The 14,130-nt window shown below is 67.5% G+C and carries 16 protein-coding genes; 5 read left to right on the top strand and 11 right to left on the bottom strand.

Going from position 1 to position 14,130, the window contains the following annotated elements; genetic code table 11:
- The first annotated feature begins 77 nt into the window (after positions 1 to 77).
- Positions 78 to 503, top strand: a complete 426-nt coding sequence (locus ACFOJE_RS13370) for a c-type cytochrome (protein ID WP_377814877.1) — start codon at positions 78 to 80, stop codon at positions 501 to 503.
- Positions 504 to 572: 69 nt separating this feature from the next.
- Here ACFOJE_RS13370 and ACFOJE_RS13365 read toward each other — a convergent pair whose 3' ends face one another.
- The 5 genes from ACFOJE_RS13365 to ACFOJE_RS13345 form a co-directional block, all read right to left on the bottom strand.
- Entirely contained in the window at positions 573 to 1,142 is a 570-nt protein-coding gene (locus ACFOJE_RS13365) for a xanthine phosphoribosyltransferase (RefSeq protein ID WP_377814876.1), read from the bottom strand.
- A gap of 68 nt (positions 1,143 to 1,210) precedes the next feature.
- A complete protein-coding gene (locus ACFOJE_RS13360; RefSeq protein ID WP_377814875.1) occupies positions 1,211 to 2,215 on the bottom strand; it encodes a catalase family peroxidase in 1,005 nt (334 codons plus the stop codon).
- A gap of 110 nt (positions 2,216 to 2,325) precedes the next feature.
- Positions 2,326 to 4,335 (bottom strand): DNA helicase Rep, encoded by a 2,010-nt coding sequence (rep, locus tag ACFOJE_RS13355; protein WP_377814874.1) that lies wholly within the window; start codon positions 4,333 to 4,335, stop codon positions 2,326 to 2,328.
- Between the two features lie 84 nt (positions 4,336 to 4,419).
- Entirely contained in the window at positions 4,420 to 5,913 is a 1,494-nt protein-coding gene (locus ACFOJE_RS13350) for a YifB family Mg chelatase-like AAA ATPase (RefSeq protein ID WP_377814873.1), read from the bottom strand.
- A gap of 33 nt (positions 5,914 to 5,946) precedes the next feature.
- A complete protein-coding gene (locus tag ACFOJE_RS13345; RefSeq protein ID WP_377814871.1) occupies positions 5,947 to 6,222 on the bottom strand; it encodes an accessory factor UbiK family protein in 276 nt (91 codons plus the stop codon).
- Between the two features lie 511 nt (positions 6,223 to 6,733).
- Between ACFOJE_RS13345 and glnK the strand changes: the two genes are divergently transcribed.
- The 4 genes from glnK to sutA all read left to right on the top strand — a co-directional run bounded on the left by glnK (position 6,734) and on the right by sutA (position 9,547).
- Entirely contained in the window at positions 6,734 to 7,072 is a 339-nt protein-coding gene (gene glnK, locus ACFOJE_RS13340) for a P-II family nitrogen regulator (protein ID WP_377814870.1), read from the top strand.
- 35 nt (positions 7,073 to 7,107) lie between these two features.
- Entirely contained in the window at positions 7,108 to 8,424 is a 1,317-nt protein-coding gene (locus ACFOJE_RS13335) for an ammonium transporter (protein WP_377814868.1), read from the top strand.
- A 294-nt stretch (positions 8,425 to 8,718) separates the two neighbouring features.
- Positions 8,719 to 9,144 carry a secondary thiamine-phosphate synthase enzyme YjbQ gene (locus tag ACFOJE_RS13330; RefSeq protein WP_377814867.1) on the top strand — a complete coding sequence of 142 codons (426 nt, stop codon included), beginning with the start codon at positions 8,719 to 8,721 and terminating at the stop codon, positions 9,142 to 9,144.
- A gap of 82 nt (positions 9,145 to 9,226) precedes the next feature.
- A complete protein-coding gene (gene sutA, locus ACFOJE_RS13325) occupies positions 9,227 to 9,547 on the top strand; it encodes a transcriptional regulator SutA (protein ID WP_377814866.1) in 321 nt (106 codons plus the stop codon).
- A gap of 65 nt (positions 9,548 to 9,612) precedes the next feature.
- On the opposite strand, the gene ACFOJE_RS13320 is transcribed toward sutA, so the two are convergent.
- The 6 genes from ACFOJE_RS13320 to ACFOJE_RS13295 form a co-directional block, all read right to left on the bottom strand.
- Positions 9,613 to 10,353 carry a CPBP family intramembrane glutamic endopeptidase gene (locus tag ACFOJE_RS13320; protein ID WP_377815049.1) on the bottom strand — a complete coding sequence of 247 codons (741 nt, stop codon included), beginning with the start codon at positions 10,351 to 10,353 and terminating at the stop codon, positions 9,613 to 9,615.
- 79 nt (positions 10,354 to 10,432) lie between these two features.
- Positions 10,433 to 11,131: an HAD family hydrolase gene (locus ACFOJE_RS13315; protein WP_377814865.1), complete on the bottom strand. Its 699-nt coding sequence runs from the start codon at positions 11,129 to 11,131 to the stop codon at positions 10,433 to 10,435.
- A complete protein-coding gene (gene xerC, locus ACFOJE_RS13310) occupies positions 11,128 to 12,027 on the bottom strand; it encodes a tyrosine recombinase XerC (protein WP_377814864.1) in 900 nt (299 codons plus the stop codon). Before xerC ends, ACFOJE_RS13315 begins: the two co-directional genes overlap by 4 nt.
- Positions 12,028 to 12,143: 116 nt before the next feature.
- Positions 12,144 to 12,842 (bottom strand): DUF484 family protein, encoded by a 699-nt coding sequence (locus ACFOJE_RS13305; protein ID WP_377814863.1) that lies wholly within the window; start codon positions 12,840 to 12,842, stop codon positions 12,144 to 12,146.
- A gap of 13 nt (positions 12,843 to 12,855) precedes the next feature.
- Entirely contained in the window at positions 12,856 to 13,686 is an 831-nt protein-coding gene (gene dapF, locus ACFOJE_RS13300; protein WP_377814862.1) for a diaminopimelate epimerase, read from the bottom strand.
- Between the two features lie 4 nt (positions 13,687 to 13,690).
- Positions 13,691 to 14,130: diaminopimelate decarboxylase family protein (locus ACFOJE_RS13295; RefSeq protein ID WP_377814861.1), on the bottom strand; the 440-nt coding region annotated here is incomplete at its 5' end.

Here is a 14,130-nt window from a genome sequence, read left to right as displayed (position 1 = left end):
GCCAGCCTAGGGGGTATACTGCCGCCGCTCGCGAATACCATGCCAGCGGGCGTACTAGCCACGATGAGGGGGTAAGGGTGAACCTGATCAACAAGCTGTTTGCGGCACCAGTCGCTATGTTGGCTCTGTGGGCGGTAAGCGCCCAGGCCGCGACCAACGAAGAAATCGCGGAACGCCTGAAGCCGGTCGGCGAAGTCTGTATCGCCGGTCAGGAGTGCAAGGGCGTCGGTGCCGTCTCCGCGGCTGCCGCCGGCGGCGCTGCGCGTGGCGGCGATGAAATCGTTGCCAAGTACTGCGGCGCCTGCCACGGCACCGGCCTGCTGAATGCGCCGAAAGTCGGCGACAGCGCCGCTTGGAAGGCCCGCGCCAGCGAGCGCGGCGGTCTGGACGCGCTGCTGAAGAGCGCCGTCAATGGCCGCAACGCCATGCCGCCAAAAGGCACCTGCGCCGACTGCTCGGAAGACGAGCTGAAAGGCGCCATCAAGAAGATGTCCGGTCTCTGATCGAGACTGTGATCAGCGAAGCCGCCCACGGGCGGCTTCGTCGTTTCTGGCGCCATTGCCGAGGCGGATTTACAGAAAACTCACCTGACCGTCCCGCAGCGCCTGGATGCGCGCCAGGGATTCGACCCGATAGCCGCGTTTCTCCAGCTCCTGCCGTCCGGGCTGGAAGGACTTCTCGATGACGATGCCGATACCGACGATCTCCGCGCCGGCCTGGCGGATGATGGAGGCCAGCCCCAGGGCAGCCTGGCCGTTGGCCAGGAAGTCGTCGATGACCAGCACCCGGTCGCCGGCGGCGAGATGGCTGCCGGAAATGGCGACGGTGCTCTCCACCTGCTTGGTGAAGGAATAGACCGAAGCGCTCAGCAGGTTGTCGGTCAGGGTCAGCGAGCGGTGCTTGCGGGCGAAGATCACCGGCACGCCCAGTTCCAGGGCGGTCATCAGCGCCGGGGCGATGCCGGAGGCCTCGATGGTGACGATCTTGTCGATGCGCTGATCGCGGAAGCGGCGGGCGAATTCCCGGCCGATCTGCTGCATCAGCACGGGATCGATCTGGTGATTGAGGAAGGCGTCCACCTTCAGGACCTGGTCCGAGAGCACGACGCCTTGCTCGCGGATCTTCTGCTTCAGTTGCTCCATGACGCTGACCTCGGACGGGCGAAGCCTGGCATTCTGCCGCAGCGTGCCGCCGTGTTCAAAACGCCCGCTCACTGCCCGGCCGCGCGTTTGGCGAAGGAAATGGCGTAGGACGGCGAACGGAAGTGCAGGACCGGATCGTCGCTCGGGGCGATGCCGTCGGCCATCACCAGCGGGTCGTAGTTGATCTTCTCGCAGGTGGCGTCTTTCTGCGGCGTCGCCGAGTCGATGGTCAGGGTGCCGACCTTCACCTGCTGCCGGTCTTCCGGCCAGGTCCGGCTCGGATCGTTCTGCGGGTCTTCGGGCCGGCCGATGGTCAGCACCATGTCCCAGCGCAGCGGTCCCTGCCGGGTGCGCTCGATCAGACGCCGTTCGAGGAAGTCCGCCGGCAGGGTCTTCAGCTCCTCGTCGGAGAGCGGATGCTCCCCGTCCTGTGGCACGAAGCGCCAGCGCACCGGTGTGGTCCGGCCATCCCGATCGACGAACCTGAAGGTGTGCAGGCCGAAATAGCTGCTGTTGGCGAAGCTCGCCGGCGGATTGTGCTCCTCGAGGAATTTCGCCTGGGCCAGGCTGTCCGGGTGGCTGGCGCGGAAGGCCTTGAGCTTCTCGGGATCGGGCTTGCCGGTGGCCGGGTCGGGCTGCATGGCGAGCAGCTGGTCGAGGAAGGTCTTCGGCTGCGCGGCGCCGAACACCGGGGTGTTGATCATGGTCATGTGCTGCAGCGCCCCGCCGTCCAGGCGGAACTCCAGGGCCATGCCGCGCGGGGTCCTGGCCGTGTCCGGCGCCCTGGGATTGCCGCCGGCCAGCGAGAAGCGGGCGACCACCGGCACCGGTTGCCCGGAGAACAGCGCCGAGCGGCTATAGGCGGTCGCGGCGGGAAGGCCGACGAAGCGGCCGGCGGCACAGGTGCCCTTGATGTGGTTGCGGCGCTCGCCCGGGGTGACGCCGAAGGCCTTCTCCATCGCGGACACCACCTGCTGCGCGGTCACCTCCTGCTCGGCCGCGGCGCCCGGCGTGGCGCCGAGCCCGATGCCTGCCGCCAACAGCCCGGCGGCCAGTAATCCGTCTGCGTCCATCTTCGCCTCCCTTCGCGCGCTTCCCGGCCGATCCGGCTTCTCAGAGCAGCATAGTCGGGAACCGGGGGCTCTGCGCATCCGCGGCCGGCCCGGCGGCTCGAGGATGCGGTTCAGCGCTTGAGCATCGCCCGGATATCCGCCAGCGCGCTCTTGCCGCGGGCCGTCTTCACCTCCGCCGGAGCGTCCTCCTGGCCTTCCCAGACCAGGTCTTCCGGGGGCAGTTCGTCGAGGAAGCGGCTCGGCGAGCAGTCGATCACCTCGCCGTACTGCTTGCGCTTGGCGGCGAAGGTCAGCACCAGGTTCTCCCGCGCGCGGGTGATGCCGACGTAGGCCAGGCGGCGTTCCTCCTCGATGGTGTCGGCCTCGATGCTGGAGCGGTGGGGGAGGATTTCCTCCTCCACGCCGATGATGAACACGTGGGGGAATTCCAGGCCCTTGGAGGCGTGCAGGGTGAGCATCTGCACGCCCTCGGCACCTTCCTCCTCTTCCTGCTGACGCTCGAGCATGTCGCGCAGGACCAGCTTGCCGATGGCCTCCTCGATGGTCATCTCGCCATCTTCGTCTTTCTCGAGGGTGTTCTTCAGGGCGTCGATGAGGAACCAGACGTTGCCCATGCGCGCGTCGGCGACCTTGTCGCTGGAGGCGTTCTGCTTGAGCCAGTTCTCGTAGTCGATGTCCATCACCATGCTGCGCAGGGCGGCGATCGGATCGTTCTGCGCGCACTGCTGGCGCACGCCGTCCATCCAGCGGGTGAAGCGCGCCAGACGTTCGGTGAAGCGGCTGTCCAGATGCTCGCCGAGGCCGAGTTCGCCGGCCGCTTGGTACATGGAGGTCTTCCGTTCGCTGGCGTAGTTGCCGAGCTTCTCCAGGGTCGCCGAGCCGATCTCCCGGCGCGGCACGTTGATCACGCGGAGGAAGGCGTTGTCGTCGTCCGGGTTGACCAGCAGGCGGAAGTAGCTCATCAGGTCCTTCACCTCCTGACGGGCGAAGAAGCTGGTGCCGCCGGAGAGGCGATAGGGGATCTGGTGGTGCTGCAGTTTCAGCTCCATCAGCTTGGCCTGGTAGTTGCCGCGGTAGAGGATGGCGAAGTCGCTGTAGGGGCGGCCGGTCTTCAGGTGCAGGGTGAGGATCTCCATGGCCACCCGCTCGGCCTCGGCGTCCTCGTTGCGGCAGCGGATCACGCGGATCTCGTCGCCATGGCCCATCTCGCTCCACAGCTGCTTCTCGAAGGCGTGGGGGTTGTTGGCGATCAGCACGTTGGCGCACTTGAGGATGCGGCTGGTGGAGCGGTAGTTCTGCTCGAGCATCACCACCTTCAGCGAGGGGTAATCCTCCTTCAGCAGCATCAGGTTCTCCGGCCGCGCGCCGCGCCAGGCGTAGATCGACTGGTCGTCGTCGCCGACCACGGTGAACTGGTTGCGCGTGCCGACCAGGAGCTTGACCAGCAGGTACTGGCTGGCGTTGGTGTCCTGATACTCGTCGACCAGCAGGTAGCGGATGCGGTTCTGCCACTTCTGCAGCACGTCCGGGTGTTCCTGGAACAGCTTCACCGGTAGCAGGATCAGGTCGTCGAAGTCCACCGCGTTATAGGCCTTGAGGGTGCGCTGGTAGTGCAGGTAGACGATGGCGGCGGTCTGCTCCTTGGGCGTGCGGGCCTTCTCCAGGGCTTCCTCGGGCAGGATCAGGTCGTTCTTCCAGGCGCCGATGTAGTTCTTGATCTCGTCGACGCCGTCGTCGCCCGAGTACTCCTTCTGCATGATGTCGGTGAGCAGCGCCTTGATGTCGCCCTCGTCGAAGATCGAGAAGCCGGGCTTGTAGCCGAGCCGCGCATGCTCCTTGCGGATGATGTTGAGGCCCAGGTTGTGGAAGGTGGAAACCGTCAGCCCCTTGCCCTCGGCGCCGCGCAGCAGGTGGCCGACGCGCTCCTTCATCTCGCGCGCGGCCTTGTTGGTGAAGGTCATGGCGACGATGTGCTGGGCACGAATGCCGCACTGCTGGATCAGGTAGGCGATCTTGCGGGTGATCACGCTGGTCTTGCCGGAGCCGGCGCCGGCGAGCACCAGCAGCGGGCCGCCGACGTAGTTCACGGCTTCCTGTTGCCGGGGATTGAGTCGGGACATGGGCGATTCGCTGGGAAGGGGAAAGCCCGGCATTTTATCAGGCGTTTGGCTGTCTGCCTTGACCGCTGATGCGATGCTTCCCGCTCAGCCCGTGCTGGCGCGGTATTGCAGGGCCTCGGCCAGGTGCCCGCGACCGATGCCATCGGCCGCCTCGAGATCGGCCAGGGTGCGGGCCACCTTGAGGATGCGATGGGCGGCACGCAGCGACAGGCCGAGGCGCTCGCAGGCACGTTCCAGCCACTGGCGGTCTTCGTCGGTCAGTGCGCAATGCTGGTGCAGGCCGGGCAGGTCGAGGAAGGCATTGGCACAACCCTGGCGCCTGATCTGCCGGTCGCGCGCCACGGCCACCTCGGCGGCGGCCGTGGCGGTGTCCGGGCCGTCCAATCGTGGTGCGCCGAGGGCGGTGGGCTCGCGGCCGACGCTCAGGTGCAGGTCGATGCGATCCAGCAGCGGGCCGGACAGTTTCGCCCGGTAGCGCTGGATCTGCTCGGGCGTGCAGCGGCAGCGCCCGCTGGGGTCGCCCAGGTAACCGCAGGGACAGGGGTTCATCGCCGCCACCAGCTGGAAGCGCGCCGGAAAGCGCACCTTGTCGCTGGCCCGGGCGATGACGATCTCGCCGCTTTCCAGGGGCTCGCGCAGGACCTCCAGAACCTTGCGGTCGAATTCCGGCAACTCGTCGAGGAAGAGCACACCCTGGTGGGCCAGGGTGATCTCGCCGGGCCGCGGCCGGCTGCCGCCGCCGACCAGGGCCGGCCCCGAAGCGCTGTGGTGCGGCTGGCGGAACGGGCGCTGGGGCCAGGCTGTGAGCGGCGCGTGGCTGGCCACCGAGTGGATCGCCGCCACTTCCAGGGCTTCGCGTTCGTCCAGCGGCGGCAGCAGGCCGGGCAGACGGCTGGCCAGCAATGTCTTGCCGGTGCCGGGAGGGCCGCTGAACAGAAGATTGTGGCAGCCAGCCGCGGCCACCAGCAGGGCGCGCTTGGCCGCGGCCTGGCCCTGCACTTCGGCGAGGTCGGGGTAGGGGAGCGCCTGGCGCAGCAGGCCCTGGGCCTGGTAGGGCGAAAGCGGGCTCTGGCCGTTGAGGTGGGCGGCCAGCTCCAGCAGGTGGTCTACGGCCAGCACGGTCAGTCCGGAGGCCAGGCTGGCCTCCTCGGCATTGGCCCGCGGTACCACCAGGGTGCGTCCGGCCTCGCGGGCGGCCAGTGCCGCCGGGAGGACGCCCTGCACCGGGCGCAGGTTGCCGGAGAGGGCCAGCTCGCCCAGACATTCCAGGGCGCCCAGGCTTTCGGCCGGCAACTGGCCGCTGGCGGCGAGGATGCCGAGGGCGATGGCCAGATCGAAGCGCCCGCCGTCCTTAGGTAGGTCGGCGGGGGCGAGGTTGAGGGTGATGCGCCGGGCCGGGAAGTCGAAGCCGGAGGTGAGGATGGCGCTGCGCACCCGGTCCTTGCTCTCCTTCACCGCGGTTTCCGGCAGTCCGACCAGGGTCAGCGCCGGCAAGCCGTTGGCCAGGTGTGCCTCCACCGTGACGGCGGGCGCCTCGACGCCTACCTGGGCGCGGCTGTGGACGATGGCCAGGGACATGGATCTCTCCTTGATCGCATGCCGTCCGCGGGGTTATTCGCTGGGCGGCGTTTGGGGCTCGGGGGACAGACGGGCTTCCAGTTCGGCCACCTTGGCCTCGAGGGCTTCCAGGCGAGCGCGAGTGCGGGCTAGGACGACCATCTGGCTGTCGAACTCTTCCCGGCTGACCAGATCGAGCCGGCTGAAGGCGCTCTGCAGCAGGGCTTTGAACTGCGCTTCGAATTCGCGGGGGGGCAGCGGCGTTTCGCCGTTGAACAGGCGCGAGGCGTGAGAGGTGAGCGTATCGAACAGGGCTTTGGGCGGCAGCATGGTGCGATTCCGGAAACAATCGGCGGGCAGTTTAGCACGCATGGTCCCCCTTGCCGCTGTCGAACGGGTGCACAGTTTTTGAACAGAAGCCGATCGGTTGCTGCACTCAAATGGCGCGTCGTGCTGGCATTGTGCTTGGGAGGTGGCGGGCGTGGGCCGGCAGCGAACCTGTCCTCGAATGGGCAAATAACAATATGAAATATATGGGATATCGGGAAGTCGAGGCTTTTTGCTGGCAGTTCTCTGCGGATTCATGGCTGTCGCTGGGCGAAAACCGGGTTGGAGTAGCGGATAAGGCAGTTTTGGCAAGATTCCTGCTTGGGCGAGGATGAGGTTGCTCCTTCTTGTCGCCCGCTGCCTAGGCGAGGCATGGGAGCTTTGCCGTATAGCCGGGTGCTGTCGAAAAGGCTGGCCTTGAGCCGTCGGCGCGTTTCAAAAGCCAGACACTGCGCTTAGACTTGCAGCCGGGGTATTACCTGGGGCAAGTCCACCTTACACGGAGAGAGTTTTCATGAAGCTAGTCACTGCCATCATCAAGCCGTTCAAGCTGGACGACGTACGTGAGTCTCTGTCGGAGATCGGGGTGCAAGGCATTACCGTCACCGAAGTCAAGGGTTTCGGCCGGCAAAAGGGCCATACCGAACTGTACCGCGGCGCCGAATACGTCGTGGATTTCCTGCCCAAGGTGAAGATCGAGGTGGCCATCGCCGATGACCAGCTGGATCGCGTCATCGAGGCCATCAGCAAGGCTGCCAACACCGGCAAGATCGGCGACGGCAAGATCTTCGTCGTCAACCTGGAACAGGCCATCCGCATCCGTACCGGCGAAACCGGCACAGACGCGATCTAAGCCCCCGATCCCCTCGCCCCAGGAGATTCCCCTTTATGACTCTGCGGAAAAGCGCAGGGCTAGCAGCCCTCACATCCCTGTTCTTGCCTACCCTGGCCAGCGCCCAGGAAGCGACGCTGAACTCCGGCGATACCGCTTGGATGCTCACCTCGACGGCGCTGGTCCTCTTCATGACCGTTCCCGGCCTGGCCTTGTTCTACGGCGGCATGGTGCGCTCGAAAAACGTTCTCTCGGTGATGATGCAATGCTTCGCCATCACCGGTCTGATCAGCCTGCTCTGGGTCATCTTCGGCTACAGCCTGGCGTTCGACACCACCGGCATGGAGGCTGGGGTGGTGAACTTCAATTCCTTCATCGGCGGTCTGTCCAAGGCCTTCCTCAAGGGACTGACCACCGACAGCCTGGTCGGTGCCTTCCCGGAAAGCGTCTTCATCACTTTCCAGATGACCTTCGCCATCATCACGCCGGCGCTGATCGTCGGCGCCTTCGCCGAGCGCATGAAGTTCTCGGCCCTGTTGGTCTTCATGGCGGTCTGGTTCGTCCTGGTCTACGCGCCGATCGCCCACATGGTCTGGGCCGGTGTCGGCGGTCTGATGTGGGACTGGGGCGTGCTGGACTTCGCCGGTGGCACCGTGGTCCACATCAACGCGGGCGTCGCGGGTCTGGTCGCCTGCCTGGTGCTGGGCAAGCGCAAGGGCTATCCGAGCGTGGCCATGGCTCCGCATAACCTCGGCTACACCCTGGTCGGTGCCGCCATGCTGTGGATCGGCTGGTTCGGCTTCAACGCCGGTTCGGCGGTCGCCGCCAACGGCACGGCGGGCATGGCCATGCTGGTCACCCAGATCGCTACCGCTGCCGCAGCCATGGGCTGGATGTTCGCCGAGTGGGTCACTCACGGCAAGCCGAGCGCGCTGGGTATCGCTTCGGGCGTGGTCGCCGGCCTGGTCGCAATCACTCCGGCGGCCGGCACCGCCGGCCCGATGGGCGCCATCGTGATCGGCCTGGTTTCCGGCGTGGTCTGCTTCTTCTGCGCCACCAGCCTGAAGCGCTCGCTCGGCTACGACGACTCCCTGGACGCCTTCGGCGTGCACGGCGTCGGTGGTATCGTCGGCGCCCTGCTGACCGGCGTGTTCGCCGCACCGGCCATGGGTGGCTTCGGTCAGGTGGAAGACATCGCCGCCCAGGTCTGGGTCCAGTTCAAGGGTGTGATCTTCACCGTCGGCTACACCGCCATCGCCACCTTCGTGATCCTCAAGGTCATCGACCTGGTGATGGGCCTGCGCGTCGGCGAAGAGGAAGAAACCGTCGGTCTCGACCTCTCGCTGCACAACGAGCGGGGCTACAGCCTCTGAGTGAGCCGGGTATGCGCTGAAGGGACTCCCGGCGCATCCCGACATTACCGCCGTGGGCTACCGGTTTCGCGGCCGCAGGCAAAATCCGCAAAGGGCGCTCACGGCGCCCTTTGCTTTTTCTGGCGCCGCGCTAGAATTCCCCGCGCAACCATCAAGGCCCCGTATCCGGCGCAGCTCGATCGTCCGCGAATGGGGGGCACGAGGCGCAGCCGGTCTCTGCCGAACGCTGCCCTGAACCCATGCCAGAGCTTGCCCTATCGTCTAGTGGGGTAGTTTCTCGGGTTGGTGATAATCATGTGGAAACAGACGACCATTACCTTGCGTCCGCGCCCGCGCGGCTTCCATCTGGTGACCGAGGAGCTGCTCGCAGCCCTGCCGGAACTGTCGACTTGTCGCGTGGGTCTGTTACACCTCTGGCTGCAGCACACGTCTGCTTCGTTGACGGTCAACGAAAATGCCGACGGGGCGGTGCGTCGGGACTTCGAGCGCTTCTTCAACCGCCTGGTCCCCCAGGGCGAGAAGGGCTACGAGCACGACTACGAGGGGCCCGACGATCTGCCCGCGCACTTCAAGGCCAGCCTGCTGGGTTGCCAGCTGAGTCTGCCGGTGCGAGACGGGACCCTGGCCCTGGGCGTCTGGCAAGGGATCTACCTCGGCGAGCACCGCGAACATGGCGGTGCCCGTCGCGTACTGGCCACCCTGCATGGCCAGGCGATCTGATTTATCTGGCGGCGGTCGACCCGAGTGCGACCGCTGTCGTGGCTACAACCAACCTGCTGTGTGCAAGTCGTGAGGGTCGAACATGAGCGATGAAGAACTGGAACAAGAAGAACTGGAAGCAGGCGACGAGGACGAGGGCGAGGAGCTCGAGGCCGCCGATGAAGGCGATGCCGATGAAGACGACGGCAGCGATCGGGCGGTAGCTTCGGGCAAGAAGTCCAAGGCCGTCGTCAGCGAGGAGGAAATGCCGAGCATCGAGGCCAAGCAGCGGGAGCGCGAAGCCCTGGAGCGCGCCATGGCGGAGTTTCTCGCCCGTGGCGGCAAGGTGCAGGAAGTCGAGCCCAACGTGGTCGCCGACCCGCCGAAGAAGCCGGATAGCAAGTACGGTAGCCGCCCCATCTGATTCCTGATCGATGGCGGTGCAAGAAGGCGACCCTGGAGCGATCCCGGGTCGCCTTTTTCATGCCTTCAGCCCAGGCACAGCGGATAGCTCAACAGTAGGAAGTGCGACAGGTTGACCGCTGCGTGCAGCAGGACGGTCGCGCCCAGACGGCCGGACAGCTGCATCACCCAGCCATAACCCAGACCCGCCGCGCCGGCGACCAGAGCGAATGCCGGGCCGAACGGAGCGTGCGCCAGGCCGAACAGGGCGGCGCCCAGGGCGATTCCTCCGGGCACGCCGCAGCGGTTCACCAGGATGCCCTGGAGCAGACCGCGGAACAGCAGCTCCTCGGCGAGCACCGTGCCGGCGAGATTGACCGCCAGCCAGGGGAGCAACTCCGGCGGCCATTTCGGCTGCCAGGCCACCAGTCCCAAGGCGAAAGCCAGAGCCGGCACGGCCGCCAGCGTCGCCAGCGCACAGCCCCAGGCCCGCAGCGGTCGCGCGGGCGCTCTGCGCCGCGCCGTCCACCACCAGGCCAGCAGCATCGCGCCGAGCAGCAGCTTGTCCCAGTGCAGGCGCACGGCATAGGGCGCCGCGTCGGGACTGATCCGGCGTGGCGCGGCCAGCGTCAGCGGCGTGAAGCCGGGTAGCAGATGGGCGGCCAGGGACAGACCGGCGAGCAGCACGCCGGCCAGCCACAGGCCTTCCGGCAGACGCCGGCGGAAGGGGAGGACCCAGCCGACGAACAGGATGCCGGCCAGCAGACCGGGGGCCTGGATGCCGCCGGAGAGGGCCCCGGCGAAGAGGACGAGTGTTGGCAGGAGCATCCGGTAGTGGTGGTAGTGGCGGTCGGACCTGCCGGTACCCGCCGGGTGCCCCGGAGCATCGAGGTCCATCGCCTGCGCTTCAGTCCCGCCAGCCGGCGAGCAGAGCTGGCAGTTCGGCCAGACTGCGGATTTCGGCATCGGGACGGCCCTCGTGGCTCCAGGGCTTGCCGCCGGGGTTGAACCAGACCGCGCGCAGGCCGGCACGCTGGGCGCCCTGGATGTCGTCGCCGGGGTGGTCGCCGATGTGCACCGCCTGTTCGGCCGGCACCCCGCCGAGCCTGAGCGCCTCGCGGAAGGGGTGCGGGTCCGGCTTGCCGATGCCCAGTTCCTCGGCGCAGAGGGCGAAGCGGAAGTAGTCGGCCAGGCCCAGACGGCGCACGTCGGCGTTGCCGTTGGTCAGCACGCCGAGGAGGTAGCGGTTGGCGAGGACCTCGAGGGTCGGCTGCACCTCGGGAAAGATCTGTACCTCATGGCGCGCGGCGAGGAAGGTCTGGAACGCCTGTTCGGCCATTTCCCGCGCTTCGGGCTCGGCGTAGCCGGCCTCCTGCAGGGCTGTGAACAGGACGCGGCGGCGCAGTTCGCTGATGCGGTGCTTCAGCGCCGGCTCCCCGTCCAGCAGCCGGCTGCGGATCGTCCACAGATGTTCGACCGGAACGCCGCCTAGGAGCGGGGCGTTGCGCGCCAGCCAGTCGCGCAGGGCCGCCTCCGCGCTCTCGAGGGTCGGCGCGACGTCCCAGAGGGTGTCGTCCAGGTCGAAGGTGATCAGTCGAATGCTCATGCGTCACTGCTCTTGTTGCGGCGCGCTCGCGGGTGGGCTTGGTCGTAGACGGCCGCCAGATGCTGGAAGTCCAGGTGGGTGTAGATCTGCGTGGTGGCGATGTCGGCATGGCCGAGTAGCTCCTGCACCGCCCGCAGATCCTGGGAGGACTCGAGGACGTGGCTGGCGAAGCTATGGCGCAGCATGTGCGGGTGCAGGTGCTGGCCGAGCTCCCGCACGCCGGCCTCACGCACTCGCAGCTGCACCGCGCGCGGTCCGATGCGGCGACCCTGGCGGCTGACGAACAGCGCGCCGTCGGCCGGCCGCGTCAGCGCGCGCAGCGGCAACCAGGCGGCCAGGGCCTCGCGGGCCTTACGGCCCACCGGCAGTTCGCGCACCTTGTTGCCCTTGCCGTGCACCCGCACCAGTCCTGCGGGCAGGTCGAGCCGGTCGAGATCCAGCCCGACCAGCTCGGCGAGGCGCAGTCCGGAGGAATAGATGAGTTCGAGGATGGCGTGGTCGCGGCGGGCGATGAAGTCGTCCTCGACCGCCCCGTCCAGCAACTGCTGGGTGCGGTCGGCGTCGAGGGCGCGCGGCAGCCGGCGCTCGCCCTTGGGCGGACTCAGGCCGGCGGCCGGATCGTGCCGGCAGCGCCCTTCGCGCAGCAGGTAGCGGTAGAGACCGCGAACCGCCGAGAGCAGGCGGGCGAGGCTGCGGCCGGACTGGCCCTGCTGGTGCAGGCGGGCGACCAGCCGGCGCAGGCGCGCAGTGTCCAGCGCCGCCCAGGCGGCGAGCTGCTCCTGCTCGCACCAGGCGAGCACCTTGGACAGGTCGCGCCGGTAGCCGTCGAGGGTGTGCGCCGACATCTGGCGTTCACTGCGCAGGTGTTCGAGGAAGGCTTCGAGGTCGGCTTGCATGGGGATCACTCCTAGGGCCGGGTCGCAGCAGGCCCGCATACCCGATATGCCTGCGCGGCGGAGCCGGGCGCCCGGATCGGACGGCTGGTCGTCCCGCTTCCGAGCGGGCGCAATCGCTATCTCACCGTTCGCAGCGGGGGTGTCAGGCGCGGCAGCAGGCGGGCGAGGACATCGGCGATATGGCCGAGGAACAGGGTGCCGAGGCTGCTCTTGTAGTGCTGCGGGTCGGGGCTGCCGATCGCCAGCACGCCGTGCAGGCCCTGATGGTCGAGGGCCGCCACCGCGGCCGAGCCGATCAGCTGCTGCTGTTCCTCGCCGAACAGGAAGGCCAGCTCGTGGCTGCGCAGGACGCCGCAGAGGGTCTTGTTGCGCGCCAGCAGCCCGCCGATGGCCTGATGAGCCTCGCTGACTCTGACCCAGCGGCCGACCGGGCTGGCGTGCTCGCCGAACAGGGTCAGGCTGACGAAGGGAACCTTGAACTCATGGCGCAGGCTGTCCTCGACCAGGCCGACCACTTCCTCGACGCTCTGCGCGTCGAGCAGGTCGAGCACCAGGCGGCGGGTCTTGTCGAACAGGCGATCGTTGTCGCGGGCCACGTCCATCAGCTGCGACAGGCGTGTGCGCAGATCGAGGTTGCGCTCGCGCAGCAGCCTGATCTGCCGCTCCACCAGCGAAACCGCCGCTCCCGTCTCGTGCGGGACGTGGAGCTCGCCGAGCAGTTCGTCGCGGCCGACAAAGAATTCCGGGTTCGCTTCCAGATAGGCGGCCACCGCCTCGGCATCGATACGCGCTGGCGCAGAGGTCTTGTCGGTCATGGCGGATACCCGTTCATAGGCGAATCTGTCCTTCGAATACGCGCACGGCAGGCCCGGTCATCATAACCGGCTGGCCGGGACCTGCCCAGGAAATGGACAGGCGGCCGCCCGGCAGTTCGAGTTGTACCGGCGAATCCATCCAGCCCTGGCGGATGGCGGCCACCGCGGCGGCGCAGGCGCCGGTGCCGCAGGCCTGGGTCTCGCCGGCGCCACGCTCCCAGACCCGCAACCGGGCGCGCTGGCGGTCGATGACCTGGAGGAAGCCGACGTTGACCCGTTGCGGGAAGCGCGGATGGTGCTCCAGCTTGGGCCCCAGCTCGTGCACCGGCGCGCTGTCCAGGTCGTCGACCCGCAGCACCGCATGGGGGTTGCCCATGGAGACCGCGGCCAGCTCGACCTGGCGACCGTCGACCGAGACCGGGTAGCTCAGCGACGCCGCTTCGGCCTGGAAGGGGATGTCCTTCGGCTCCAGCCGCGGCGGGCCCATGTCGACGCAGATCTGGCCGTCCGGGCGGACGTCCAGTTCGATGATGCCGCTCTTGGTTTCCACCCGGATGAGCTTCTTGGTGGTCAGCCGCTTGTCCAGCACGAAACGGGCGAAGCAGCGCGCACCGTTGCCGCACTGCTCCACCTCCGAGCCGTCGGCATTGAAGATGCGGTAGCGGAAGTCCACGTCCGGGTTGCTCGGCGGTTCGACGATCAGCAACTGATCGAAGCCGACCCCGGTATGCCGGTCGCCCCACTGGCGGGCGTGCTTGGGCTGGATGTGCGCGTGCTGGGTGACCAGGTCGAGGACCATGAAGTCGTTGCCGAGGCCGTGCATCTTGGTAAAGCGCAGCAGCATGGGCTCACTCCGGCAGCAGGCTTTCGCCGGCATAGAGTTCTTCGAGGGTCTCCCGGCGGCGCACCAGATGAGCCTGCTCGCCGTCCACCAGCACCTCGGCGGCGCGGCCGCGGGTGTTGTAGTTGGAACTCATGACGAAGCCGTAGGCACCGGCCGAGCGCACCGCCAGCAGGTCGCCCTCGACCAGGGCCAGTTCGCGGTCCTTGGCGAGGAAGTCGCCGGTCTCGCAGATCGGTCCGACCACGTCGTAGCTGCAGACTTCGCCGCCGTGCGGAGTCACCGGCACTATGTCCATCCAGGCCTGGTACAGGGCCGGGCGGATCAGGTCGTTCATCGCCGCATCGACGATGGCGAAGTCCTTGTGCTCGGTGTGCTTGAGGTACTCCACGCGGGTCAGCAGCACGCCGGCGTTGGCCACCAGGGAGCGCCCCGGTTCGAACAGCA

Origin of the sequence: Azotobacter bryophylli (genome assembly GCF_042643485.1) — a bacterium.
Taxonomy (GTDB): Bacteria; Pseudomonadota; Gammaproteobacteria; order Pseudomonadales; family Pseudomonadaceae; genus Azotobacter; species Azotobacter bryophylli.
This window is presented reverse-complemented; position numbering and strand designations above follow the sequence as displayed.

Coding starts and splice junctions, on each gene's coding strand:
- ACFOJE_RS13365 (WP_377814876.1), bottom strand. CDS start 1,142: ATGGAGCAACTGAAGCAGAAGATCCGCGAGCAAGGCGTCGTGCTCTCG.
- ACFOJE_RS13360 (WP_377814875.1), bottom strand. CDS start 2,215: ATGGACGCAGACGGATTACTGGCCGCCGGGCTGTTGGCGGCAGGCATC.
- rep (WP_377814874.1), bottom strand. CDS start 4,335: ATGTCCCGACTCAATCCCCGGCAACAGGAAGCCGTGAACTACGTCGGC.
- ACFOJE_RS13350 (WP_377814873.1), bottom strand. CDS start 5,913: ATGTCCCTGGCCATCGTCCACAGCCGCGCCCAGGTAGGCGTCGAGGCG.
- ACFOJE_RS13345 (WP_377814871.1), bottom strand. CDS start 6,222: ATGCTGCCGCCCAAAGCCCTGTTCGATACGCTCACCTCTCACGCCTCG.
- glnK (WP_377814870.1), top strand. CDS start 6,734: ATGAAGCTAGTCACTGCCATCATCAAGCCGTTCAAGCTGGACGACGTA.
- ACFOJE_RS13335 (WP_377814868.1), top strand. CDS start 7,108: ATGACTCTGCGGAAAAGCGCAGGGCTAGCAGCCCTCACATCCCTGTTC.
- ACFOJE_RS13330 (WP_377814867.1), top strand. CDS start 8,719: ATGTGGAAACAGACGACCATTACCTTGCGTCCGCGCCCGCGCGGCTTC.
- sutA (WP_377814866.1), top strand. CDS start 9,227: ATGAGCGATGAAGAACTGGAACAAGAAGAACTGGAAGCAGGCGACGAG.
- ACFOJE_RS13320 (WP_377815049.1), bottom strand. CDS start 10,353: ATGCTCCTGCCAACACTCGTCCTCTTCGCCGGGGCCCTCTCCGGCGGC.
- ACFOJE_RS13315 (WP_377814865.1), bottom strand. CDS start 11,131: ATGAGCATTCGACTGATCACCTTCGACCTGGACGACACCCTCTGGGAC.
- xerC (WP_377814864.1), bottom strand. CDS start 12,027: ATGCAAGCCGACCTCGAAGCCTTCCTCGAACACCTGCGCAGTGAACGC.
- ACFOJE_RS13305 (WP_377814863.1), bottom strand. CDS start 12,842: ATGACCGACAAGACCTCTGCGCCAGCGCGTATCGATGCCGAGGCGGTG.
- dapF (WP_377814862.1), bottom strand. CDS start 13,686: ATGCTGCTGCGCTTTACCAAGATGCACGGCCTCGGCAACGACTTCATG.